This window comes from Stenotrophomonas sp. FR024 (genome assembly GCF_047500745.2).
GTDB lineage: Bacteria > Pseudomonadota > Gammaproteobacteria > Xanthomonadales > Xanthomonadaceae > Stenotrophomonas > Stenotrophomonas maltophilia_A.
This window is the reverse complement of record NZ_JAXAXM020000015.1, coordinates 78746-101288: the sequence shown is the minus strand read 5'-3', so window position 1 is coordinate 101288 and position 22543 is coordinate 78746. Positions and strand designations below refer to the sequence as shown.

The following is a 22543-nucleotide window of genomic DNA, read 5'->3' as shown; positions in this document are numbered from 1 at the left end:
CGCAGGCGATCAGTCGCCCAGGGTCAGCAGCGAGGCGTTGCCACCGGCGGCGGTGGTATTCACCGTCACCGTCTTTTCGGTGGCAAAGCGCAGCAGGTAGTGCGGGCCGCCGGCCTTCGGGCCGGTGCCGGACAGGCCCTGGCCGCCGAACGGCTGCACGCCGACCACCGCACCGATCTGGTTGCGGTTGACGTAGACGTTGCCGACGTGGACGCCGTTGCTGATGCGGTCGACGGTCTCGTCAATACGCGAATGCACGCCCAGGGTCAGGCCGTAGCCGGTGGCGTTGATCTGGTCGATCACCGCGTCGAGCTGGTCGCCCTTCCAGCGGATCACGTGCAGGACCGGACCGAACACTTCCTTCTGCAGCTGGCCCAGGTCCTTCAGTTCGTACGCACGCGGGGCGAAGAAGGTGCCGTTGGCCGCTTCGGCGGACAGCTCGGCCGCAGCGATCAGGCGTGCTTCGCGGTCCATGCGCACGGCGTGATCCTGCAGGATCTGCAGCGCATCGGCGTCGATCACCGGACCGACGTCGGTGGACAGCAGGCCGGGGTTGCCGACCTTCAGTTCCTTCATCGCACCGGCCAGCATGGTCATCACCTTGTCGGCGATGTCGTCCTGCACGAACAGCACGCGCGCGGCCGAGCAGCGCTGGCCGGCTGAGGTGAAGGCCGAACCGATCGCGTCCTTGACCAGCTGTTCCGGCAGTGCCGAGGAGTCGGCGATGAAGGCGTTCTGGCCACCGGTCTCGGCAATCAGCACGCCGATGGCGGCATCACGCGCGGCCATCGCGCGGTTGATCGCACGGGCGGTGTCGGTGGAGCCGGTGAAGGCCACGCCGGCCACGCGCGGGTCGGCGGTCAGTGCGGCACCGACGGTGGCACCGTCGCCCGGCAGGAACTGCACCACCTCGGCCGGCACGCCGGCGTCGTGCAGCAGCTTCACCGCGTAGTAGCCGATCAGGTTGGTCTGCTCGGCCGGCTTGGCGATGACGCTGTTGCCGGCGGCCAGGGCGGCAGCGACCTGGCCCAGGAAGATCGCCAGCGGGAAGTTCCACGGGCTGATGCAGACGAACACGCCACGGCCGTGCAGTTGCAGCTCGTTGGACTCACCGGTCGGGCTCGGCAGCTTCTCGGCGTGGCTGAACTGCTCGCGCGCCTGCTTGGCGTAGTAGCGCAGGAAGTCCACCGCTTCGCGCACTTCGGCGATGCTGTCGGGCAGGCTCTTGCCGGCTTCCTTCACGCACAGCGCCATGAACTCCGGCATGCGCGCTTCCAGCTGGTCGGCGGCGTACTCGAGGATGGCGGCGCGGCTGGCGGCCGGGGTGCGGTTCCAGGCCGGCTGCGCGGCCACGGCGTTGGCCAGGGCCTTCTGCACGGTGGCGGCATCGGCGGCCAGCCACTGGCCGACCACTTCGCGGGTGTCGGCCGGGTTGGTCACCGGCAGCGCGGCGCCGGCCGGGTTCGCACCCGGCACCAGCGGGGCGGCCTGCCACGGCTTCACTGCAGCGTTGATCTGCTCGGCGAGGGCGCGCAGTTCGTTGTCGTTGGCGAGGTTGGCGCCCATGGAGTTCTTCCTGTCGTGGTTCTGGCTGCGCAGCAGGTCAACTGGCAGCGGGATCTTGGGATGCGGAATCGATTCGAACGAAGCGACCATCTCGACCGGATCGCGGATCAGGTCGGCGATCGGCACGCGTTCGTCGGTGATGCGGTTGACGAAGCTGGAGTTGGCGCCGTTTTCCAGCAGGCGGCGTACCAGGTACGGCAGCAGGTCTTCATGCGAACCGACCGGCGCATACACGCGGCAGGGCAGGTTCAAGCGGTCGGCCGGCACCACTTCGGCGTACAGGTCGTCGCCCATGCCGTGCAGCTTCTGGTGCTCGTACACGCCGCCATTGGCGATGCTGCGTACGGCCGCGATGGTGTGCGCGTTGTGCGTGGCGAACATCGGGTAGATCGCGTCGGCATGCGTGAACAGGCGCTTGGCGCAGGCCAGGTAGGAGACATCGGTGTTCTGCTTGCGGGTGAACACCGGGTAGCCCGGGTAGCCTTCGATCTGCGCGCGCTTGATCTCGGCGTCCCAGTAGGCGCCCTTGACCAGGCGCACCTGCAAGCGGCGACCGGCGCGGCGGGCCATGTCGGCCAGGTGGTCGATCGTGTACGGCGTGCGCTTCTGGTAGGCCTGCACGACCACGCCGAAGCCATCCCAGCCGGCCAGCGAGGCGTCGGAGAAGACCTGCTCGATGATGTCCAGCGACAGTTCCAGGCGGTCGGACTCTTCGGCGTCGACGGTGCAGCCGATGCCGTAGCTCTTGGCCAGTTGTGCCAGTTCCAGCACGCCCGGCACCAGGTCCTTCAGCACGCGCGCGCGCTTGGCGTGCTCGTAGCGCGGGTACAGCGCCGACAGTTTGATCGAGATGCCCGGCGCGTTGTTGACGTCGCCGTCCGGACGGCCGCCGCGTGCCTTGTGGTCGCCGCCGATGGCGTGGATCGCACGACGGTAGTCTTCCAGGTAGCGCAGCGCGTCCTTCATGGTCAGCGCGCCTTCGCCCAGCATGTCGAAGGAGTAGCGGTAGTTCGCGTTGTCGCCCTTGTGCGAGCGCGACAGCGCTTCGCTGATGGTGCGGCCCATGACGAACTGGTGGCCCATGATCTTCATCGCCTGGCGCACGGCCAGGCGCACCACCGGCTCACCGACGCGGCCGACCAGGCGCTTGAACGCGCTGGGCGCATCGGCACGGGTGGCGTCGTTCATCTGCACCAGCTTGCCAGTCAGCATCAGGCCCCAGGTGGAGGCGTTGACCAGCACCGAGTCGCTGCCGCCCAGGTGCTTTTCCCAGTCGGCATCGGCCAGCTTGTCGCGGATCAGCTTGTCGGCGGTGTCCTGGTCCGGAATGCGCAGCAGCGCCTCGGCCACGCACATCAGCAGCACGCCTTCCTCGCTGCCCAGGTCGTACTGGCGCATGAAGGCTTCGATCGCGCCCTGGTCCTTGGCACGCACGCGCACGCGGCCGACCAGGTCGGCGGCCAGCGCCTGCACCTTGGCCTGCTCTTCGGCGGGTAGGCGGGCCTGCGCCAGCAGCTCGCGCACGTGGCTGGCCTCGTCCTTCAACCAGCCATCGGTGATGGCCTGGCGGAACGGGTTGGGGGGCGCCGGCAGTTCCGGCGACAGCAGCGCGCCGGGACGCGGAGCGTCGTGGGCGGCAGGGGAGGAGGAAGGTGCGTTCATGCCGGTCCGGCCAGTGGAAAACTTGGCGATTTTAATCATTTTTGCGGGTTGCGGAAGTGCCCAACAGCCACCTTCGTGAAGCGCTGATAGCCCCTAGCTGCAGTGGATTCAGCGTGTTCAGCAAGCTTGGCAGGATTTGTGCTGAATTCGTCATTCGTGCCGCCGACCTCATGCTGTGTTGCAGCATGGTAAAAAGTGTGAATGCACCCTTGCTACCGGCGAGAGGGCGGGGCTACCATCGAGACGTTTCCCGCGGCAGGAACGCGGTTGCGACATGATCGAGGTGCTTCCAGCTCCGGATGGGTCAGGTACGCAGCTGCGGCTGCGTCCCCCACGGGCGCTCGATGCCCGGCAGTTCGTCCTGTTGTTCACCGTGTTGTCGGGTGCGATGTGGCTGGTGTCCGCCCTCGGGTGGTTGGCCGGCAATGCATTCGCCCCCCTGTTCGCGCTGCTGTACAGCCTGGTGCTGGCGGCGGCACTGCGTGCCTTGTGGCGCAGTGGTGAACGGCAGGAGGAGATCCGGGTAGTGCCGGCGTACGTGGAGGTCATCCCCGTACCCGGTGGATCGCCGGTGTTCCGGGCCCACCCCCACTGGGTGCGCCTGCTCACCGACGACGAGAGGGTCCGGCTGGCATCCAGCGGCCGGCAGGTGGAGGTGGGGAGTTTCCTCGCGCCGGCCGAACGTCAGACGCTCGCAGAGACACTTGAAAGCTTGCTCGCCGCCAGCGATGGCGGCAACCGACGACGCTAAGGGTCTAGGCAATGAAGCAAAGCAGCAGGTGGGGCACGAAGTGCGTTGCAGCGGTCGCCGCCATGGTGGCCGGGGGACTGATGCCGGCGTTGGCCTGGGCCCAGGCGGCCGATCCCAAGCCGTGGCAGCTGAACATGGGCAAGGGGGTGACCCAGACCTCGCGCCTGGCCTGGGAATCGAACAATCTCTCGTTGATCATCTGCACGGTGATCGGCGTCATCGTGTTCGGGGCGATGGCCTACGCCATCTTCAAGTTCCGCAAATCCAAGGGCGCGGTCGCCGCCACCTTCAGCCACAACACCAAGGCCGAGATCATCTGGACGGTGATCCCGGTGATCATCCTGATCGTGATGGCATGGCCGGCCACGGCCAACCTGATCAAGATGTACGACACCCGCGATGCCGAGATGACGGTGAAGGTCACCGGCTACCAGTGGATGTGGAAGTACGAGTATCTCGGCGAGAACGTCACCTTCACCAGCCGCCTGGACCGCGAGTCCGACCGCGTGCGGCAAAGTGGCATCGTGCCGACCCGCGAGACTCACCCGCATTACCTGCTGGATGTCGACAACCGCCTGGTGCTGCCGGTCGATACCAAGGTGCGTTTCGTCATCACCTCTGATGACGTGATCCACGCTTGGTGGGTGCCGGCGCTGGGCTGGAAGCAGGACGCCATCCCCGGTTTCATCAATGAAGCCTGGACCAGCATCGAGCAGCCCGGCGTCTACCGCGGCCAGTGCGCCGAGCTGTGCGGCAAGGACCATGGCTTCATGCCGATCGTGGTCGAGGCGGTGTCCAAGGAAGAGTTCAAGCAGTGGCTGGCGCAGCGCAAGCCGGCGCCGCCCGCCGAGCCGGCAACGCCGGCGGCACCTACCGAACCGGCGGCACCGACTGCACCGGCGAGCGAGGCACCGGCGAGCGAGGCACCGGCTGCGCCTGCTGCTGCAGAAGCGGGCAGCGCGCCTGCCACCGTGGCCAGCGGCGCGTGATGTAAAGCCCGCGGCCGTTCGCGGCCGTGGTGACAACCGATTCTGAGAGGTGTTTTGCAATGGCGCACTCGGCAGTTGGGCACGACGATCACCATCACCAGCAGAGTTTCTTCGAGCGTTGGTTCTTCTCGACCAACCACAAGGACATCGGCACGCTGTACCTGGGTTTCAGCTTCATCATGTTCATCATCGGTGCGGCGATGAGCGTGGTGATCCGCGCCGAGCTGGCGCAGCCGGGCCTGCAGTTCGTCAAGCCCGAGTTCTTCAACCAGATGACCACCGTGCATGCGCTGGTGATGATCTTTGGCGGCGTGATGCCGGCCTTCGTCGGCCTCGCCAACTGGATGATCCCGCTGCAGATCGGCGCGCCGGACATGGCGCTGCCGCGCATGAACAACTGGTCGTTCTGGCTGTTGCCGGTGGCCTTCAGCCTGCTGCTGCTGACCCTGTTCCTGCCCGGTGGTGCGCCGGCCGGCGGCTGGACGCTGTACCCGCCGCTGTCGCTGCAGGGCGGCTACAACGTCGCCTTCAGCGTGTTCGCCATCCACGTGGCCGGCATCAGCTCGATCATGGGCGCGATCAACATCATCGCCACTGTGCTGAACATGCGTGCGCCGGGCATCGACCTGCTGAAGATGCCGATCTTCTGCTGGGCCTGGCTGATCACCGCGTTCCTGCTGATCGCGGTGATGCCGGTGCTGGCCGGTGCGGTGACCATGCTGCTGACCGACAAGTTCTTCGGCACCAGCTTCTTCAACGCCGCCGGTGGCGGTGACCCGGTGATGTACCAGCACATCTTCTGGTTCTTCGGGCACCCCGAGGTCTACATCATGATCCTGCCCGCCTTTGGCGTGGTCAGCGAGATCATCCCGACCTTCAGTCGCAAGCCGCTGTTCGGCTACCAGGCGATGGTGTACGCCACCGCCGCGATCGCGTTCCTGTCGTTCATCGTCTGGGCCCACCACATGTTCACCGTGGGCATGCCGCTGGGTGGCGAGATCTACTTCATGTTCGCCACCATGCTGATCTCGATCCCGACCGGGGTGAAGGTGTTCAACTGGGTCAGCACCATGTGGCGTGGCTCGCTGACGTTCGAGGCACCGATGCTGTGGTCGGTGGCGTTCGTCATCCTGTTCACCATCGGTGGCTTCTCCGGCCTGATGCTGGCCATCGTGGCGGCTGACTTCCAGTACCACGACACCTACTTCGTGGTCGCGCACTTCCACTACGTGCTGGTGACCGGTGCGGTGTTCGCGCTGATCGCGGCGGTGTACTACTGGTGGCCGAAGTGGACCGGGCGGATGTACAGCGAGAAGTGGGCCAAGGTGCACTTCTGGTGGTCGATCGTGTTCGTCAACCTGCTGTTCTTCCCGCAGCACTTCCTCGGCCTGGCCGGCATGCCGCGCCGCATTCCCGATTACAGCGTGGCCTTCGCCGACTGGAACCTGATCAGCTCGATCGGCGCGTTCGGCATGTTCGTCACGCCGTTCATGATGGCCGCGATCCTGCTGTCCTCGCTGCGCAACGGCGAGAAGGCCGAGGCCCGATCGTGGGAAGGTGCGCGCGGCCTGGAATGGACGCTGCCGTCGCCGGCACCTGCGCATACGTTCACCACGCCGCCGACCATCCGCCCGGGGGATCTGGCGCATGACGACATCACGCATTGAGGTGGGGCATGCATAACGAAAGCCCGCTCCCGATCGGTAGAGTCGAACCATGCTCGACTGACGAAAAGCCGCCGAGCACGGCTCGGCTCTACAACAGCGAAGCGCAGCCGACCAGCGGTCGGCTCTACCAGGGTGGAAGCATCGAGCAGCAGCGCCAACGCGCCAGGCGCACCGCGCTCTGGGTCGGCGCCATCGCCGTGCTGGTCTACGTCGGCTTCATCCTCAGCGGGGTGATCGGCCGATGAGCGAGGCGCCGGCCACCACACCGTCACGCAGTGCGGGGCTGCCGCGCCTGATCGGCGTGGCGGTGGCGGTGTTCCTGCTCACGTTCTCGCTGGTGCCGCTGTACCGCATCGCCTGCGAAAAGGTATTCGGCGTGCGCCTGGAGCGCGGTCCCGGCAGCGAGGCCAGTACCGGCGCCGTGACCGGCAAGCGCACCGTGCGCGTGGAGTTCGATGGCGGCGTCAACTCGCGCCTGCCCTGGTCGTTCCATCCCGAACAGTTGACCATGGACGTGGTGCCGGGCGAGCTCAACGAGGCGCTGTACTTCGCCCGCAACGACAGCCAGCAGGCGGTGGTCGGCAGCGCGGTACCGTCGGTGGCGCCGGCGCGTGCGTCGGGCTTCTTCAGCAAGACCGAGTGCTTCTGTTTCACCGCGCAGACGCTGCAGGCCGGCGAGAAGCGCGACATGCCGGTGCGCTTCATCGTCGATCCGGACCTGCCGCCGGAGATCAAGACGATCACCTTGTCCTACACCTTCTACCGCAACGACGCGCTGTCCGATCGGCTGGCTCCGGCCGCCACCTCGGAAGGCGCGCACGCCGCACCCTGACCCGGATACCGACATGGCCCAGACACCGACCGATGCCAACGTGTACTTCGTCCCGGCCCAGAGCAAATGGCCGTTCGTGGGGTCCATCGCGATGATGGTGACCATGGTGGGCGTGGCCAGCTGGCTCAACGATGCCAGCTGGGGACGCTGGACGTTCTACATCGGCATCGCGATGCTAGTGCTGACCCTGTTCTGGTGGTTCAGCGACGTGGTGCGCGAATCGCAGGCCGGCAATTACAACCACCAGGTCGACGGATCATTCCGGATGGGAATGATCTGGTTCATCTTCTCCGAGGTGATGTTCTTCGGCGCCTTCTTCGGCGCACTGTTCTACACCCGCAACCTGGGCCTGTCGTGGCTCAGTGGCGAAGGCCGCGGTGTGATGACCAACGAGCTGCTCTGGCAGGGCTATTCCGCCGGATGGCCGACCAATGGCCCGGCGGCGATCGGTGGCACGTTCCAGACCATTCCGGCCTGGGGCCTGCCGCTGATCAACACGCTGATCCTGTTGACCTCCGGCGTGACCCTGACCATCGCCCATCACGCGCTGAAGGCGGGCAACCGTCGCCAGCTGCTGATCTGGCTGGGCCTGACCGTGGTGCTCGGCCTCGGCTTCCTGACCCTGCAGGCGGAGGAGTACATCCACGCCTACAAGGAACTGAACCTGACGCTCGGCTCGGGCATCTACGGTTCAACGTTCTTCATGCTGACCGGCTTCCACGGTGCGCACGTGCTGCTGGGCACGATCATGCTGATCGTGATGTGGCTGCGTTCGGCCAAGGGGCACTTCACCCGCGACAACCATTTCGGTTTCGAAGCCGCCGCGTGGTACTGGCACTTCGTCGACGTGGTGTGGTTGATGCTCTTCATGTTCGTCTACGTGCTTTGACCGCGCACGTATCGGTGGCCTCAGCCGCCGATGCCGTGCGGTTTTATCCAGCCCATGTAGATGCTCACGATCACCAGCAGGATCAACGCCACCGACACCGCGATGCGGCGGGTCAGTGCGTTGACCGTGCGCTTGGTCTGGCCGCGGTCGACCAGCAGGTAATACAGGCCGGCGCCCAGATTCCAGACGATGACGATCAGAAACGCGATTACCAGCAGGGTCTTCAGCGAATCACTCATGCGCGGCTCGAGGGCAGGGTGGATGCGCCTATCTGACCGCGTTTGCGCGGACTTGTCATGATGCGCCAGCACACGCGCGTGATCGGCTGGCTGTTGGCGGTGCTGGCGATGGCCGGTTTCAGCGCATTGGGGCTGTGGCAACTGCAGCGCATGCATGCCAAACAGGCAATGTTGGATGCGCAGGGTCCAGCTGTGGCGCAAGCGCTTCCGTTGTCGCAGGCCCTGGCGGCGCCCGGCGCCTTGCACGGCGTGGCCGACCACGGCCGCTTCCTGCCCGGCGTGGTGCTGCTGGACAACCAGACCCGGCATGGTCGCGCCGGGGTGAAGATCTATCGTCCGTTCCGCAGTGACGGAGGCAGCGTGCTGCTGGTCGACCTCGGCTGGCGCGCGCTGCCGCCGGATCGCACGCTGCCGGATGTGCCGGCGCCGCCTTCGCCGGTGGCGGTGCGTGGGTTATTGGCGCCGCCGCCGTCGGCGGGACTGGCACTGGGCCCGGCGTTCTCCGCTACCGATGAGGCCGGGCGTTGGCTGGCCAGCCGTTTGCCCGCCGAAGGCCTGGCGGCGGCGCTTGGCCTACCGGTATTGCCCGACCGCGTCCTGCGCCTGGACCCGGCACTGCCATTCGGCGACGAACGCGATCTGGACCTGCTGCCGAACACGCTGCCGCCGCAGCGTCACCTGGGCTACGCCGTGCAGTGGTTCGGCCTGGCCCTGACCGTGCTGGTGGTCGCGCTGGTGCTGGAGTGGCGCAGGAGACGTGCCGTGGCCCGGTAGTGCCGGCCGCTGGCCGGCATCCCCTCGGATTCCTGGATGCCGGCCAGCGGCCGGCACTACCGGGGCACCACACCCGCATCCCTTACCCAACCATGAGAAAATGCCCCGCATGAACACTGCTACGTCCCCGCAGGCGCGCGGCTCCGGCCGCCGGACCCTGGTGCTGCTGTTTGCCGTGTTCTTCGGTGCGATGGCACTGGCCGCCGTGCTGCGCTTCTCCGGCTGGCAACCGACCGGGCACCGCAATGCCGGCCAGCTGCTGAAGCCGCCGGTGGACCTGCGCCAGCAGGCGCCGACCCTGGCCAGCGGCCAGCCCTACGCCTGGAACCCCGAGGCCCGTACCTGGCGCCTGCTGGTGGCGCCGGCCGGTGCCTGCGACGCGCAGTGCGTCACTTTGTCGCAGGGACTGGGCAAGGTGTGGCAGCTGTTCGGCCATAACGCCGATAATGTCGAAATCCTGTGGCTGGGAACGCCACCGGCGTCGATCGCCTCGCTGCCCGCGCTGCGGCCGCTGGCTCCGTCGCCAGCACTGCGCGCGGCCCTGCCCGGCGTCGACGATCCGGCTGGCCTGCCGGTCTACGTGATCGATCCGAACGGCTTCGTGATCATGCGTCATGCCCCGGGCACCGACCTGGGTGGCCTGCGCAAGGACATGGCCACGTTGCTGAAACTGAAGTGAGTCCCGTTTGATGAGCCTTTCCGCGCGTCCGGCGCTGCACCGCAATTTCCACCGCCTGGCGTGGTTCGCCATGATCATGACCGCGAGCACGATCATGTTCGGCGCGTTCGTGCGCCTGTCCGATGCCGGCCTGAGCTGCCCGGACTGGCCGACCTGCTATGGCCAGGCCACCTGGCCGCAGCACGTGGAAGAGACCATCGGCCACCCGGCGGCGGAGATCCGCCCGCTGGAGACCCACAAGGCCTGGCGTGAGCAGGTGCACCGCTTCCTGGCTGGCGCGCTGGGCATCGAGATCCTGACCCTGGCCCTGTTGGCCACGCGCAAGCGGCGATTCGGAAGCACGGCGGTGGTGACCGCCTGCGTGCTGGTGGCCGCCGGCATACCGCTGTACATGATGGGCTGGCATGGCACGGCCAGCGTGCTGGCGTTGATCGGTGAGGCGATCCTGCTGATCGCCGCGCTGCGCTGGAGCAACATCGACCTGGCGCGCGCTGCATTGCTGACCCTGGCGGTGGTGATCTTCCAGGCCTTGCTGGGCATGTGGACGGTGACCCTGCTGCTCAAACCCATCGTAGTGATGGGCCATCTGCTCGGTGGCATGCTGATGTTCGGCCTGCTGGTGTGGATGGCCTGGCGCGCGACGCACATGCCGATCACGCTGGCCGAGGCGCCGAAGCTGAAGTGGCTGCTGCGCATCGGCGTGGCGGTGCTGGTCACCCAGATCGCGTTGGGGGGCTGGGTCAGCGCCAATTACGCGGCGCTGGCCTGCGGCGGTGGCAGCGCCTCGCTGGACAACTTCCCGCGCTGCGCCAACCAGTGGTGGCCGCAGCACAACTTCGTCGAAGGCTTCACCCTGTGGCGTGGCATCGGCGTGGATTACGAAGGCGGCGTGCTGGATGGCGCCTCGCGCATCGCCATCCAGATGGCACACCGCCTGTTCGCGGTGGTGGTGGCCCTCTACCTGCTGTGGCTGGGCGTGCGCCTGTTCCGGTTGCCGAGCATGCGTGGCTGGGCCAGCGCGTTGATCGCGCTGCTGGTGCTGCAGGTCACCCTCGGCATCCTCAATGTGAAGCTGGCGCTGCCGCTGGAAGTGGCGGTGGCCCACAACGGCGTGGCCGTTGCCCTGTTGTTCGTGCTGGTCAGCCTGCTGGCCCGCCTGCGTGCCCCGGACTGATTCCATGTTTTCCAATTACCGCCAGTACTGGGACCTGACCAAGCCCAAGGTCGTTGCCCTCATTGTCTTCACCGCCCTGGTCGGCATGGTCCTGGCCATCCCCGGCGTGCCCAGCTGGGAGCAGGTGCGCGCAGGCGTGCTCGGCTTCCTCGGTATCTGGCTGGCCGCTTCGGCCGCCGCGGCGATCAACCAGCTGCTGGATGCGCACATCGATGCGCAGATGGCGCGCACATCGTGGCGTCCGCTGGTGGTGGGCAAGGTCAAGCCGTGGCAGGTGCTGGTGTTCGCCGGCGTGCTGATCGTGTTGTCGATGGTCATCCTGGTGCTGTGGGTGAACCTGATCACCGCCGTGCTGACCTTCGCCTCGCTGATCGGCTACGCGGTGATCTACACCGTGTACCTCAAGCGTGCGACCTCGCAGAACATCGTCATCGGTGGCCTGGCCGGCGCGATGCCGCCGATGCTGGGCTGGGCTGCGGTGACCGGCATGCAGGGTTCGTCGGACTGGGCGTACTCGTCGCTGCTGGTGCTGATCATCTTCATCTGGACGCCGCCGCACTTCTGGGCGCTGGCGATCTTCCGCCGCGAGGATTACGCCAAGGCGGAAATTCCGATGCTGCCGGTGACCCACGGCGTGGTGCACACCCGCAAGCAGATCATGGTGTATTCGGTGGTGCTGGCGCTGGTCTGCCTGCTGCCGTACCTGGTGGGCATGAGCGGTGCGTTCTACCTGGGCGGCGCGATCGTGCTCAATGCGGTGTTCCTCTGGTACGCCTGGCGCATGCTCAATCCGCCGGACGAACTGTTCTCGATGAAGATGTTCTATTACTCCATCGTCTACCTGATGGCGCTGTTCGCCTTCCTGCTGGTGGACCACTGGATCCTGCCCTGGTTGTGAGGGGCTGCCCTTTGTAGAGTCGAGCCACGCTCGACTCAGGCCCGGTCTGATGGCGGGAGCATCCACGCACGGCGTGGATCTACTTGAACCGCGGTTGCTGCGTCGCCATTGCTGTTCCTGACCGCAAAGGAAAGGAAGGCGCAGGGATGCATTCGATCTTCCGTTGGACCACCGCGCTGCTGCTGGCGCTGGGTGTGGCCCTCACCGCGCATGCCGATGACACCGCCGCGCAGATCCGCCAGCATGCCGGTGAGCACCGCCTGCTGGTACTGGGCGAATTCCACGGCACCCGCGAGACCCCGTTGCTGGTACGCCAGCTGGTGGACGACTACAGCCGCAACGGCCCGGTCCTGCTGGCGCTGGAACTGCCACGCGCCGAGAACCCTGTGCTGCGCGACTATCTGGAATCCGATGGCGGGGCCAGGGCGCGCCGGCACCTGCACGGCCGCGCGTTCTGGACCGTGCGCGATGACCAGCATGATGGTCGCCGCAGCCGCGACATGCTGGCGATGATCGAAGGCCTCCGTGTGCTGAAGGCGCAGGGGCGCGTGATCGAAGTGGTTGGCTATGACGTCAATGCCAGCAGTGGCGGCAACCAGGCGCGCGATGACTTCATGGCAGCCGAATTGCGACGGCTCTATCGAGGGTTGCCAGACAATGCACGCATGCTGGTGCTGACGGGCAATGTCCACGCCATGCTGCGGCGGCCGGAAGGTATGCCGCCGGAAATGCAGAGGCAGCCGATGGCCTCCCAGCTGCGGGACCTGGATATCTACAGCGTGCGGTTGGGTGCGCTGCGTGGCCAGGCGTGGGCGTGCGCGGACCGTTGCATGGCGCGGCCACTTCCAGAGCAGGTGGCCACGGCGCCGCGGGTCGATGCCGATGCGAAACGGCCGTACGACCTGTGGGTGTGGATGCCGGAGTTGAGCGTCGGCACGCTGGTGGGCCCGTAACGGCAGGCAACCCATCCACGCATGGCGTTGATCTACTGGTGGTTCACGCCATCGGTGGGAGTAGAGCCACGCCATGCGTGGATGGGCTCTCACGGAACCCGGCGCAGCCAGTGTCGGGTTTCGCCCGGGAGGGCTGCAACTGCGCCCATCGACCAAGCCGTCGCGCTGTAGGGTTTTGCCGCGCTGTCAGCTTCCTGCACGCAAGGCGTCACAGATACCGACTGTTCCACCAGACCGGATCATCAACAGTAGATACACAGGTATTGCGGGATGACTCGCAATTCTGTGGAGCAATCAATGAGATGTCATGTTTCTCTGCCCATCGTTCTGTGTGCCGCGCTTACCAGCCTGGCTGGCAATGCGGCAGCAGAAATAAAAGCACTGAGTCGGGCCAACTGCATTGGATTCATCAACGAATCCGTGACCTATGAACGGCCCCAGTTTCGCAATTTTCAGGGGTCGGCCGTAACTAGGCACGTTCCCCTCGGGAACATTGAGCCGAAGCATGCTTTCGGTGCGCCTAACAATGGACTGTACTCCTGGCGATTTTACGCAGGCGATGGCAGTGATCCAGAACGAATGGTTGTTCACGGATATCACACATGGGTGCTGGGCGGACGCGTATTTACGCAACCCATGAGTGCGGTCGATTGCCAGCTTTCGGAGTGGTGAGCATCATGAAGATTCTTTGCTTTATCGCATTCTCGCTGGCCATGTCGATGTCAGCTCAAGCATCCCAGAATGAACCTGCTCCCGATGCGGTAGGGAGCTGGCTACACCAACGCGCCATGCAGGCTGCAATGCAGGAGGCCTCGGCAATGGGAAGATCGTCCGCCAGCGTGGGCAGCTACCAGATGGTGAAACTGGCAGACCTTGATGCCCCCCGAGAAGTGAAGCAGCAGCTTCGCGATGACATCGAACGATCCAACGGTGTCGTGCGGGTTGCAGCAGGGAGCATCCCAACGCAGGCCGAAATGCTGGCTGCCGTGCCGCGGACTCACCGCTCAACTCCAGAACTACGCCAGCGCCTGCCGCAGCCCCCCAGCAGGCTGGAAAGCAGCCTGCTGGGCGCAGCCGAGATGATTGGCATGGAGCCCAGTGGTGCGTTGGAGGGTGGAAAGTCCTCGGGCTTGAGCCGTTTCTACCGGCTGGAGGGTGTCGGCATCGTGGAGTTCAGCGAGAACAACTTCCTCGCTGCGGGCATGCAGATCGAGGTCATCGCGGAGGCGCAGAACACCGTGGTGGACGGCAAGCCCGCTCACCTCGGGAAGGTTGTGGATAGTGTCGGCCGTACTCGGGTTGAGCTTGCCTGGACGGGAGACAGCAAGACCTACAGTCTGACCGTCACGGGCGAGCCGGGCAGCGACGTGGAGCGCAACGCCCGAGTGCTGCACGACATCGCCGCGGCCATCGTGGATTAGCGGCGGCGTATGCGTCATCCACGCATGGCGTGGATCTACTGCGGGTTCACGCCATCCGCGGTTTGGTAGATCCACGCCGCGCGTGGATGGGCTCTCTACAAAAACCCGCGCGCCCAATCAGGGCGCGCGCTTCGCATACCGTTGCGCGATCACACCGCAGACGATCAGCTGGATCTGGTGGTAGATCATCACCGGCAGCACGATCGCGCCGAGGCTTCCACCGGCGAACAGCACCTTGGCGATCGGCACGCCGGTGGCCAGGCTCTTCTTCGAGCCGCAGAAGACGATGGCGATCTCGTCCTCGCGATTGAAGCGCAGGCGACGCGCGATGAAGGTGATCAGCGGCATCGCGATGCCCAGCAGCACGGCGGCCACGACCGCCACGGCCAGCAGCGAGAGCAGCGGCGTTTTGCTCCACAGACCCTCGGTGACGGCTTCGCCGAACGCCGAATACACCACCAGCAGGATCGTGCCCTGGTCGGTATAGCGCAGCAGCGCGCGCTGCTTCTCCACCCAGCCGGCGATCCACGGCCGCAGCAGGTGGCCGGCCACGAAGGGCACCAGCAGCTGCAGCATGATGCCGCCGATCGCATGCAGCGGGTCGTGCACGCCGCCGGAGGTACCGGCCAGTGCGGTCAGCAGCAGCGGGGTCAGGAACACGCCGAGGATGCTCGACAGCGAGGCGCTGCACACCGCAGCGGGTACGTTGCCGCGTGCCATCGAGGTGAACGCGATGGACGACTGCACGGTGGAGGGCAGGGTGCACAGGAACAGCACGCCCAGGTACAGCTCCGGCGTCAGCAGCCAGCCCGACAGAGGCTTGAACATCAGCCCCAGCAGCGGGAACAGGATGAAGGTGCAGGCCAGGATGGTCAGGTGCAGCCGCCAGTGCAGCATGCCGCCGATGATCGACTCGCGCGGCAGGCGCGCGCCATGCAGGAAGAACAGCGCGGCGATGGCGACGGTGGTGACATCGTCGAGCACGATGGCGGCGGCGCCCTTCATCGGCAGCAGCGAGGCCAGGCCGACGGTGCACAGCAGGGCGAGGGTGAAGTTGTCCGGTCGCAGGCGCGACCACCAGCGGGTCATGGTGGGCAGAGTCCTTGGTGCGGAGGGTTCAGGGCGAGGTGACCGGCGTGGCCAGGCGCTGGCGGGTGGCGGCTTCCAGCGACTTCAGGCCAGCACGCTGGCCCAGCTGAAGGGCCTGTTCGGGGCTGGCATGTTCGTAGCGTGCATTGACCAGGCCGAGCACGGCACCGGCGCGGTTGCCGGACGCACAGTGCAGCAGCACCGGCCCCTGGCTCTGCTGCAGGGCCTGGTGCACGGCACGGATGTTGGCCGCATCCAGGCCGTCGGCACCGGCCACCGGAATGCGTACGTAGCGCAGGCCCAGTGATTCGGCTACGCGGGTTTCATCAAAACCCCGGTCCTCGTCGGGCTGGCGCAGGTCGATCACGGTGCGCACGCCCTGTGCGGCCAAGGCCTGCAGCTGTGCGGCGCTGGGCTGGCCGCCGGCGTACAGGCCGGGGCGGACTTCGTTGAGGGGCGCGTCTTCGGCCAGGGCCGTCAGCGGCAGGCAGAGCGACAACAACAGCAGGCAGGTCAGGCGCAGCAGCATGGTCCTCTCCGTGAAAACGTTCTGCCGCTACAGGCGCAGTCCGGCGCGCGCCTTCAGCAGCTCGCGCAGTTCGTACTTGTCAGTATCGTCCAGGCCCTGCTGGCGCTGCTTTGCCAACAACTCCTCCAGACGTTGCACCAGCAGCTGTTTCTCCAGCTGGGCCACGGCGTCGTGCAGTTCCTGGGTCCAGCTGGCCTCGGTGCCAGGCAGTGTCTGCGCAGCCAGCGTGTGCAGTGATGCCTGTTCCTCGCGCCCGTCGAAGTGCTCCAGCAGGGCGCCGGTGCTGATGTCCGGGCGCTGTTCGACCAGTCCCAGCAGCTCCAGCAGCAGTTCCACGCCGGGCAGGCGCAGGCCCTGGAAGTGATGCTTGCCGCCCAGCGTCAGCGCCAGCGACGGCTGCTGCAGCAGCACGGCGATCGCGCCGCGCACCAGACTGCGCTTGGCCACGGGCTGGATCGTCCGCTGCGGCTGCCGTTGCGGCATCGGCGCGCGCGTGACCTGGGCAGTACCGCCCAGGCCGGTCAGCTGCGCCAGCTGCTGCTTCATCAGGTCGCCGAAGGCACCGTCGGGAATCTGCGCCAGCATCGGCTTGGCCCGCTCGGCCAGGCGTGCCTTGCCATCGAGCGTGCCCAGATTGATCTCGCGGGTCAGTTCGTCGAAGAAGAACTGCGACAGCGGCGTGGCCTGCTTCAGGCGCTCGTTGAACGCCTCGGCGCCTTCCTTGCGCACGATGGTGTCCGGGTCTTCGCCATCGGGCAGGAACAGGAAGAAGGCCTGGCGGCCATCCTTCATGCGCGGCAGCACCGACTCCAGCGCCTTCCAGCCGGCGCGGCGGCCGGCGGCGTCGCCGTCGAAGCAGAAGAACACATCCGGTGCGTTGCGGAACAGCAGCTCCGCATGGTCCGGCGTGGTCGCGGTGCCCAGTGTTGCCACCGCCTGGGTGACCCCGAACTGGAACAGCGAGACCACGTCCATGTAGCCCTCGACCACGATCAGCCGCTCGATCTTCTGGTTGGCCTGGCGCACCTGCCACAGGCCGTACAGTTCGCGGCCCTTGTGGAACAGCGCGGTCTCGGGCGAGTTGAGGTACTTGGGGCCGTCGTCCTTCTCGAACACGCGGCCGCCGAAGGCGATGACCCGGCCGCGGCGGTCGAAGATCGGGAACATCACCCGGTCGCGGAACTTGTCGTAGACGTGACCGCGATCGTTCTTGGAGAACAGGCCGGCGCGGTCGAGCAGCTTCATCCGCCGCTCGTCCTTGCCCAACGCATCGCGCAGGCCGCTGTAGCCATCCGGCGCGTAGCCGATCTGGAAGCGCGCGCGGTTCTCTTCATCCACGCCGCGGCCATCCAGGTAGCTGCGGGCCTTGTCGCTGCCCTGCAGGTTGCTCTGGAAAAACTTCGTGGCCGCCTCAAGCGCCGAGTACAGCTCGCGGCTGTCGTCCTGCTGCTGGGGGCTGCGCGGGTTCTCGCTGCGCGGCACTTCCATGCCGGCGCGCTTGGCCAGTTCATCCACCGCGTCGAGGAACTCGAGGCGGTCGTAGTTCATCAGGAAGCTGATCGCGGTGCCGTGCGCGCCACAACCGAAGCAGTGATAGAACTGCTTGGTGGGCGAGACCGTGAACGACGCCGAGCGCTCGTCATGGAACGGGCAGCGGGCGGCGTACTCCTTGCCCTGGCGCTTCAACGGCACGCGGCTGCCCACCACCTCGACGATGTCGGTGCGGGCCAGCAGATCGTCGATGAAAGCGTCGGGGATACGGGCCATGGGCAACAGGGCAGGGCGCGGTACAGGACCACGCGACGGAACCGGGGGCGGTTGCCCTAGTTTACCCCCTGTCGGGCACCTGGCTGGCGGTGGCCGGATCGATGCCGGCGGCGGCCAGGTGATGGCGCGCGCGCAGGCGCTCATCGATCACCGCGGTCATCAGCGCGCCAACGAAGAACACGACGGTCGCGTAATAGATCCAGACCAGTGAGATCACCAGCGCGCCCATCGAGCCGTAGGCACTGCCGGGGGCCACGGTGGCGATGTAGACGCCGATGCCGTAGCGGCCCAGTGCGAACAGTGCCGAGGTGATGACGCCGCCGATGAAGGCCTGGCGCCACGCCACGCGACGGTCGGGCAGGTAGTGGTACATGAAGGCGAAGCCGACTGCGTAAAGCAGCAGGCTGGTGACGTACCCCAGCGCGGGCAGGATCGAAGGCAGTTGCGCGAAGGCCACCTGCAGCACCGTGGTGGCGGTCATCGACAGGATCAGCAGGAAGCCCAGCGCCAGCACGACGCCGAACGAGAACACGCGCTTGCGCAGCCAGGCCTTGAGGCCTTCCAGGCGCTCGCCGCTGGTGCGGAAGATCAGGTTCAGTGCGTTCTGCAGCTGGGCGAACACGGCGGTGGCGCCGACGAACAGCAGCAGCGTGCTCCACACACCCGCCAGCGAGCCGACATCCGGCTGGTTGTCGGCGTTCCTCAGAACGGTTTCGGCCACGGTAGCCGCGCTGCTGCCGGCCACCGAGCTGATCTGGTCGATCAGTGCTTGCTGGGCCGGTGGGTACAGCGAGGCGGTCAGCCACAGCAGCAGCACCAGCAACGGCGCCATCGACAGCAGCGCGTAGAAGGAGACGGAAGCTGCTTGGGTCAGCACGTCGACGTCGATGAAGCGCTTGGCCACCGCCATCGGGAAGCTGTCCTGCAGGCGCTTGATGTACTTGTGCAGTGACACGTGAACGTTGGGCTCGGGTTCAACCATGTGTGCGGTTGTAGCAGGCGAGCGACGAAGGTGCGGTGAAGCGAGTGCATCAATGGGGTCAGAGCCCTTCCGCGTCGCGGAAGGGATCCGACCCCAAGTGCTGGATTACGCCAGCTGCTGCTTGACCAGCTTGGACACCAGGCCCATGTCGGCCTGGCCGGCGAGCTTGGGCTTCAGTGCGCCCATCAGCTTGCCCATGTCGGCCGGGCCGGAGGCGCCGGTTTCGGCGATGGCGGCCTGGATGGCGGCCACGATCTCGGCTTCGCCCATCTTGGCCGGCAGGTAGGCTTCGATGACCACGATCTCGGCGCGCTCGATCTCGGCCAGGTCCTCGCGGTTGGCGGCCTCGTACTGGCTGACCGAGTCCTTGCGCTGCTTGACCATCTTGTCGAGCACGGCGATCACGGCGGTGTCATCCAGTTCGATGCGCTCGTCCACTTCACGCTGCTTGATGGCGGCGTTGATCAGGCGGATCACGCCCAGCTTGTGCTTCTCGCCCGCCTTCATGGCGGCCTTCATGTCTTCGGTGAGCTGCTGCTTCATGCTCATGAGGAACCTCGTGGTGGTAGGTGGGGCGGGGCGGATGCCCGAACCCGGAAACGCAAAAAGCCGGCGACGCTCGCGCGTGCCGGCTTCGGCTCCATCGCGACAGGCAAGCCCGCCGCAATGAAGATGCGTCCGATCAGTACAGGCGCTGACGCTTGGTGACGTCGCGCGACGAGCGGCGCAGCTGACGCTTCACAGCAGCGGCGGCCTTGCGCTTGCGCTCCTGGGTCGGCTTTTCGTAGAACTCGCGCTTGCGGGTTTCGGCCAGCACACCGGCCTTTTCGCAAGTGCGCTTGAAGCGGCGAAGAGCAAACTCGAAGGGCTCGTTCTCGCGGACTTTGACGCTGGGCATGGAATCTCCGGGACACAGTAGAACCGGGTCACGCCCGGCGAGCCGCACATTATAGCGGCGAATAGACAAACTGCAAGCGGCCAACCCTGAATACGGGCCGGCGGTTCGAAAGCAGTGAGATCTGCACGTCCCCCGAGGGGGCGGCAGGGGCGTCATAATAGCAGGCATGCGAGTCCTTGGCATCGAATCTTCCTGTGATGAGACCGGCGTGGCGGTGTATGACACCGACCTGGCCGGCAGCGCGGCCCTGCGCGCCCATGCGGTCTACAGCCAGATCGCCCTGCACGCCGAATACGGTGGTGTGGTGCCCGAACTGGCCAGCCGCGACCACGTCCGCAAGCTGCTGCCGCTGGTGCGCCAGACCCTGGCCGACGCCGGTCTGGGTGTAGGTGATATCGACGGCGTGGCCTATACGGCCGGTCCCGGTCTGGTCGGCGCACTGCTGGTCGGCGCGGGCGTGGCGCGGTCGCTGGCCTGGGCGCTGGAGGTGCCGGCGGTGGGCGTACACCATATGGAAGGCCACCTGCTGGCCCCGCTGATGGAGGACGACCCGCCGGAAGCGCCGTTCGTGGCGCTGCTGGTGTCCGGTGGCCATACCCAGCTGGTGGCGGTGGACGCGATCGGCCAGTACCGCCTGCTGGGCGAGACCCTGGACGACGCGGCCGGCGAGGCCTTCGACAAGACCGCCAAGCTGATGGGCCTGCCGTACCCGGGTGGCCCGCAGCTGGCCAGGCTGGCCGAGCAGGGCACGCCGGGCGTGTACCGCTTCGCGCGACCGATGACCGACCGCCCGGGGCTGGATTTCAGCTTCTCCGGCCTGAAGACCCAGGTCCTGATGGCCTGGCGCGACAGTGACCAGAGCGAGCAGACCCGTGCCGACATCGCCCGGGGCTTTGAGGACGCGGTGGTCGAGACCCTGTCGATCAAGTGCGAACGCGCGCTGGAAGCGGCCGGCACCAACGTGATCGTGGTGGCTGGAGGTGTTGGCGCCAACAAGCGCCTGCGCGCACGCCTGCAGCAGATGGCCGAGCGTCTCGGCGGCCGTGCCTGCTTCCCGCGGCCGGCGTTGTGCACCGACAACGGCGCGATGATCGCCTTCGCCGGCGCGCTGCGGCTGCAGGCCGGCCAGTACAGCCCGCCGAAGGTGGATGTGACCCCGCGCTGGGACATGGCGACCCTGCCGGCGGTCTGAGCCCCCCGGCCGCGCGAACCGCTCGATCGGCGTTTGTAGAGTCGAGCTTGCTCGACTGGGCGCAATGACGGACACAGAGCAGTCGAGCAAGCTCGACTCTACAGGCAGGCCTCCGTAGCGCCGGGCCACGCCCGGCTACACATTACGGACGCCCTGCCAATGGCGACGCCGCCAACACCGTTGTCGCCCGCTCATGGCGCTGCAGCCAGCCCAGCGTATGCGGGCAGCGGGCGTGGATCAGCCGCCCGATCGCCGCCAGGTCGGCACCGATGTCGCGTTCCAGGATGGGTTCGTGGTGCGCGATGCGGTTGCGCAGGTGGCGAATGCGTCCGATGTCAGAGTGGATGGCTTTTCTGATGACGCTGGGATGAGCTGAGGGTGCATGCCGCAGAACTCCATTGAGTGCGGGTATCCATAGCGTGTCGTCGAAGCGACAGGTGAAAAGCTGCTGCCAGAACACCATCGGCAGCTTGGCGACGATTTCGGGTGTATCGGTCGTGCGGCCAGCAACCTGTTCCAGTGCTGCACGTGCGGAAGTACAGGACGAGGTTGGCAGCCTGCGTCGGAAGGCATCATTCCAGGGCCAACGCGGGCCATGCTGCCGGGCGAGCACGGTAGCAGCGGCGTTACGGGTGACCACTTCGCACAGATGGACCGGCATCATCAGTGCACCGCACATCCGCATGTTCCAGAGGTACAGGGATTCGGCCGTGACGTCGGGGCTGCAGGTCGATGCGATTCTCTCGTAAGTAGACAGACGCTCCGCTGACAACGCGCGCCGCAGTACATCGTGTGGAGCCATCGTCATGTGCGGTGGTGAAGGAGGGATCGATGTTCGCGAGAGTGGGCGGCGGCCACCATCAGGGAACGTCGTTGTCTGCGCGGCTGATTCTCTGCGTTTGACCTCGGACGACTACCTGATCTGCCCTGTCGGAATTGGCCTTGACCGGTGATCTCGTCTTTACCTAATCTGCGTGCCTGCGCCACCGGGACCCGCGGCTGTTCAACAGCTCCCCCCGGGGACAAACGGTAGTACCAAAGGGCCCTGCTAGCGGGGTCCTTTGTCTTTTCTGGAGCCGCGCCCCTGCCGGCCACTCACCGCCCGTTCCGGGCAGGCTCACCGTCGTGCCGTTACCATGGCCCCCTGTATTCGGGCTGGTTAAGCGCAATGGACAAGGTTTTCATCGAGGGGCTGACGATCGACGCCCTGATCGGTATCTACGATTGGGAACGACGGATCCGCCAGGACCTGGTGTTCGACCTGGAGATGGGCTTCGACAACCGTCGTCCGGCGGCCTCCGACGACATCGCCCACACCCTGAACTACAAGGCGGTCAGCAAGCGCCTGGAGCAGTTCGTGCGCGAGTCGGAATTCGGCCTGGTCGAAACCCTGGCCGAGCGCTGCGCACAGATCGTGCTGGACGAATTCGACGTGAAGTGGCTGCGCCTGAAACTGAGCAAGCCGGGCGCGGTGCGTGGCGCGCGCGCGGTGGGCGTGATCATCGAGCGCTCGCGGGACTGATCCGGTAGTGCCGGCCGCTGGCCTGTCCATCATCGCCACGCTGCTGGGGGTGAAACTGGGGCCGTTGGTG

Annotated in this window: 23 protein-coding genes; 14 read left to right on the top strand and 9 right to left on the bottom strand. The window is 66.3% G+C overall.

Annotated features, from left to right (window positions below; all coding sequences use genetic code 11):
• Nucleotides 1–9: 9 nt before the first annotated feature.
• Nucleotides 10–3228: a bifunctional proline dehydrogenase/L-glutamate gamma-semialdehyde dehydrogenase PutA gene (gene putA, locus ACMZ91_RS16440; protein ID WP_071227445.1), complete on the bottom strand. Its 3219-nt coding sequence runs from the start codon at nt 3226–3228 to the stop codon at nt 10–12.
• 274 nt (nt 3229–3502) lie between these two features.
• Between putA and ACMZ91_RS16435 the strand changes: the two genes are divergently transcribed.
• The 6 genes from ACMZ91_RS16435 to ACMZ91_RS16410 are packed head-to-tail and all read left to right on the top strand — an operon-like array spanning nt 3503 to nt 8356.
• Nucleotides 3503–3979 (top strand): DUF2244 domain-containing protein, encoded by a 477-nt coding sequence (locus ACMZ91_RS16435; protein WP_004153894.1) that lies wholly within the window; start codon nt 3503–3505, stop codon nt 3977–3979.
• A gap of 11 nt (nt 3980–3990) precedes the next feature.
• Nucleotides 3991–4968: a cytochrome c oxidase subunit II gene (gene coxB / locus ACMZ91_RS16430; protein ID WP_049461911.1), complete on the top strand. Its 978-nt coding sequence runs from the start codon at nt 3991–3993 to the stop codon at nt 4966–4968.
• A 59-nt stretch (nt 4969–5027) separates the two neighbouring features.
• On the top strand, nt 5028–6635 hold the full coding sequence (gene ctaD / locus ACMZ91_RS16425) for a cytochrome c oxidase subunit I (RefSeq protein ID WP_004153896.1): 1608 nt from the start codon (nt 5028–5030) through the stop codon (nt 6633–6635).
• Between the two features lie 8 nt (nt 6636–6643).
• Nucleotides 6644–6880, top strand: a complete 237-nt coding sequence (locus ACMZ91_RS16420; protein ID WP_049461910.1) for a hypothetical protein — start codon at nt 6644–6646, stop codon at nt 6878–6880.
• On the top strand, nt 6877–7467 hold the full coding sequence (locus ACMZ91_RS16415) for a cytochrome c oxidase assembly protein (RefSeq protein WP_049461909.1): 591 nt from the start codon (nt 6877–6879) through the stop codon (nt 7465–7467). The genes ACMZ91_RS16420 and ACMZ91_RS16415 overlap by 4 nt, the downstream gene beginning before the upstream one ends.
• Nucleotides 7468–7480: 13 nt before the next feature.
• Nucleotides 7481–8356, top strand: coding sequence for a cytochrome c oxidase subunit 3 (locus ACMZ91_RS16410; protein ID WP_049461908.1), 876 nt, complete (start codon nt 7481–7483; stop codon nt 8354–8356).
• Nucleotides 8357–8376: 20 nt separating this feature from the next.
• Here the strand turns inward: ACMZ91_RS16410 and ACMZ91_RS16405 are convergent, their stop codons facing one another.
• Nucleotides 8377–8595: a twin transmembrane helix small protein gene (locus tag ACMZ91_RS16405; RefSeq protein ID WP_005412025.1), complete on the bottom strand. Its 219-nt coding sequence runs from the start codon at nt 8593–8595 to the stop codon at nt 8377–8379.
• Between the two features lie 57 nt (nt 8596–8652).
• Here ACMZ91_RS16405 and ACMZ91_RS16400 point away from each other — a divergent pair, with 57 nt between their 5' ends.
• The 6 genes from ACMZ91_RS16400 (at nt 8653) to ACMZ91_RS16375 (ending at nt 14494) form a co-directional block, all read left to right on the top strand.
• Nucleotides 8653–9369: an SURF1 family protein gene (locus ACMZ91_RS16400; RefSeq protein ID WP_049461907.1), complete on the top strand. Its 717-nt coding sequence runs from the start codon at nt 8653–8655 to the stop codon at nt 9367–9369.
• A gap of 109 nt (nt 9370–9478) precedes the next feature.
• Nucleotides 9479–10048, top strand: a complete 570-nt coding sequence (locus ACMZ91_RS16395) for a redox-active disulfide-containing membrane protein (RefSeq protein ID WP_032129724.1) — start codon at nt 9479–9481, stop codon at nt 10046–10048.
• Nucleotides 10049–10058: 10 nt separating this feature from the next.
• Entirely contained in the window at nt 10059–11222 is a 1164-nt protein-coding gene (locus tag ACMZ91_RS16390; RefSeq protein WP_049421194.1) for a COX15/CtaA family protein, read from the top strand.
• 4 nt (nt 11223–11226) lie between these two features.
• Complete coding sequence (gene cyoE, locus ACMZ91_RS16385; RefSeq protein WP_010484229.1) at nt 11227–12120, top strand: heme o synthase; 894 nt, start codon at nt 11227–11229, stop codon at nt 12118–12120.
• Nucleotides 12121–12266: 146 nt separating this feature from the next.
• Nucleotides 12267–13073 (top strand): hypothetical protein, encoded by an 807-nt coding sequence (locus tag ACMZ91_RS16380; RefSeq protein WP_049461906.1) that lies wholly within the window; start codon nt 12267–12269, stop codon nt 13071–13073.
• A gap of 677 nt (nt 13074–13750) precedes the next feature.
• Nucleotides 13751–14494, top strand: coding sequence for a hypothetical protein (locus tag ACMZ91_RS16375; protein WP_132808923.1), 744 nt, complete (start codon nt 13751–13753; stop codon nt 14492–14494).
• Nucleotides 14495–14611: 117 nt separating this feature from the next.
• Here ACMZ91_RS16375 and ACMZ91_RS16370 read toward each other — a convergent pair whose 3' ends face one another.
• The 6 genes from ACMZ91_RS16370 to rpsU all read right to left on the bottom strand — a co-directional run bounded on the left by ACMZ91_RS16370 (nt 14612) and on the right by rpsU (nt 19759).
• Nucleotides 14612–15583: a bile acid:sodium symporter family protein gene (locus ACMZ91_RS16370; protein WP_049421191.1), complete on the bottom strand. Its 972-nt coding sequence runs from the start codon at nt 15581–15583 to the stop codon at nt 14612–14614.
• A 28-nt stretch (nt 15584–15611) separates the two neighbouring features.
• Entirely contained in the window at nt 15612–16112 is a 501-nt protein-coding gene (locus ACMZ91_RS16365; protein ID WP_049461904.1) for a protein tyrosine phosphatase family protein, read from the bottom strand.
• A 27-nt stretch (nt 16113–16139) separates the two neighbouring features.
• Nucleotides 16140–17879: a DNA primase gene (gene dnaG, locus ACMZ91_RS16360; protein WP_071227447.1), complete on the bottom strand. Its 1740-nt coding sequence runs from the start codon at nt 17877–17879 to the stop codon at nt 16140–16142.
• A gap of 61 nt (nt 17880–17940) precedes the next feature.
• Nucleotides 17941–18861, bottom strand: a complete 921-nt coding sequence (locus ACMZ91_RS16355) for a YihY/virulence factor BrkB family protein (protein ID WP_049461902.1) — start codon at nt 18859–18861, stop codon at nt 17941–17943.
• Between the two features lie 105 nt (nt 18862–18966).
• Nucleotides 18967–19410 carry a GatB/YqeY domain-containing protein gene (locus ACMZ91_RS16350; RefSeq protein ID WP_005415013.1) on the bottom strand — a complete coding sequence of 148 codons (444 nt, stop codon included), beginning with the start codon at nt 19408–19410 and terminating at the stop codon, nt 18967–18969.
• Nucleotides 19411–19543: 133 nt separating this feature from the next.
• Nucleotides 19544–19759, bottom strand: coding sequence for a 30S ribosomal protein S21 (rpsU, locus tag ACMZ91_RS16345; RefSeq protein ID WP_002808376.1), 216 nt, complete (start codon nt 19757–19759; stop codon nt 19544–19546).
• A gap of 166 nt (nt 19760–19925) precedes the next feature.
• Between rpsU and tsaD the strand changes: the two genes are divergently transcribed.
• The gene (gene tsaD / locus ACMZ91_RS16340) at nt 19926–20951 is read left to right on the top strand and encodes a tRNA (adenosine(37)-N6)-threonylcarbamoyltransferase complex transferase subunit TsaD (protein WP_049461901.1); all 1026 of its coding nucleotides are present in this window, start codon (nt 19926–19928) and stop codon (nt 20949–20951) included.
• A 142-nt stretch (nt 20952–21093) separates the two neighbouring features.
• Here the strand turns inward: tsaD and ACMZ91_RS16335 are convergent, their stop codons facing one another.
• The gene (locus tag ACMZ91_RS16335; RefSeq protein ID WP_049461900.1) at nt 21094–21759 is read right to left on the bottom strand and encodes a hypothetical protein; all 666 of its coding nucleotides are present in this window, start codon (nt 21757–21759) and stop codon (nt 21094–21096) included.
• A 360-nt stretch (nt 21760–22119) separates the two neighbouring features.
• Between ACMZ91_RS16335 and folB the strand changes: the two genes are divergently transcribed.
• Nucleotides 22120–22473: a dihydroneopterin aldolase gene (gene folB / locus ACMZ91_RS16330; RefSeq protein ID WP_025878255.1), complete on the top strand. Its 354-nt coding sequence runs from the start codon at nt 22120–22122 to the stop codon at nt 22471–22473.
• Nucleotides 22474–22543 lie beyond the last annotated feature (70 nt).

Coding starts and splice junctions, on each gene's coding strand:
- putA (WP_071227445.1), bottom strand. CDS start 3,228: ATGAACGCACCTTCCTCCTCCCCTGCCGCCCACGACGCTCCGCGTCCC.
- ACMZ91_RS16435 (WP_004153894.1), top strand. CDS start 3,503: ATGATCGAGGTGCTTCCAGCTCCGGATGGGTCAGGTACGCAGCTGCGG.
- coxB (WP_049461911.1), top strand. CDS start 3,991: ATGAAGCAAAGCAGCAGGTGGGGCACGAAGTGCGTTGCAGCGGTCGCC.
- ctaD (WP_004153896.1), top strand. CDS start 5,028: ATGGCGCACTCGGCAGTTGGGCACGACGATCACCATCACCAGCAGAGT.
- ACMZ91_RS16420 (WP_049461910.1), top strand. CDS start 6,644: ATGCATAACGAAAGCCCGCTCCCGATCGGTAGAGTCGAACCATGCTCG.
- ACMZ91_RS16415 (WP_049461909.1), top strand. CDS start 6,877: ATGAGCGAGGCGCCGGCCACCACACCGTCACGCAGTGCGGGGCTGCCG.
- ACMZ91_RS16410 (WP_049461908.1), top strand. CDS start 7,481: ATGGCCCAGACACCGACCGATGCCAACGTGTACTTCGTCCCGGCCCAG.
- ACMZ91_RS16405 (WP_005412025.1), bottom strand. CDS start 8,595: ATGAGTGATTCGCTGAAGACCCTGCTGGTAATCGCGTTTCTGATCGTC.
- ACMZ91_RS16400 (WP_049461907.1), top strand. CDS start 8,653: ATGATGCGCCAGCACACGCGCGTGATCGGCTGGCTGTTGGCGGTGCTG.
- ACMZ91_RS16395 (WP_032129724.1), top strand. CDS start 9,479: ATGAACACTGCTACGTCCCCGCAGGCGCGCGGCTCCGGCCGCCGGACC.
- ACMZ91_RS16390 (WP_049421194.1), top strand. CDS start 10,059: ATGAGCCTTTCCGCGCGTCCGGCGCTGCACCGCAATTTCCACCGCCTG.
- cyoE (WP_010484229.1), top strand. CDS start 11,227: ATGTTTTCCAATTACCGCCAGTACTGGGACCTGACCAAGCCCAAGGTC.
- ACMZ91_RS16380 (WP_049461906.1), top strand. CDS start 12,267: ATGCATTCGATCTTCCGTTGGACCACCGCGCTGCTGCTGGCGCTGGGT.
- ACMZ91_RS16375 (WP_132808923.1), top strand. CDS start 13,751: ATGAAGATTCTTTGCTTTATCGCATTCTCGCTGGCCATGTCGATGTCA.
- ACMZ91_RS16370 (WP_049421191.1), bottom strand. CDS start 15,583: ATGACCCGCTGGTGGTCGCGCCTGCGACCGGACAACTTCACCCTCGCC.
- ACMZ91_RS16365 (WP_049461904.1), bottom strand. CDS start 16,112: ATGCTGCTGCGCCTGACCTGCCTGCTGTTGTTGTCGCTCTGCCTGCCG.
- dnaG (WP_071227447.1), bottom strand. CDS start 17,879: ATGGCCCGTATCCCCGACGCTTTCATCGACGATCTGCTGGCCCGCACC.
- ACMZ91_RS16355 (WP_049461902.1), bottom strand. CDS start 18,861: ATGGTTGAACCCGAGCCCAACGTTCACGTGTCACTGCACAAGTACATC.
- ACMZ91_RS16350 (WP_005415013.1), bottom strand. CDS start 19,410: ATGAGCATGAAGCAGCAGCTCACCGAAGACATGAAGGCCGCCATGAAG.
- rpsU (WP_002808376.1), bottom strand. CDS start 19,759: ATGCCCAGCGTCAAAGTCCGCGAGAACGAGCCCTTCGAGTTTGCTCTT.
- tsaD (WP_049461901.1), top strand. CDS start 19,926: ATGCGAGTCCTTGGCATCGAATCTTCCTGTGATGAGACCGGCGTGGCG.
- ACMZ91_RS16335 (WP_049461900.1), bottom strand. CDS start 21,759: ATGACGATGGCTCCACACGATGTACTGCGGCGCGCGTTGTCAGCGGAG.
- folB (WP_025878255.1), top strand. CDS start 22,120: ATGGACAAGGTTTTCATCGAGGGGCTGACGATCGACGCCCTGATCGGT.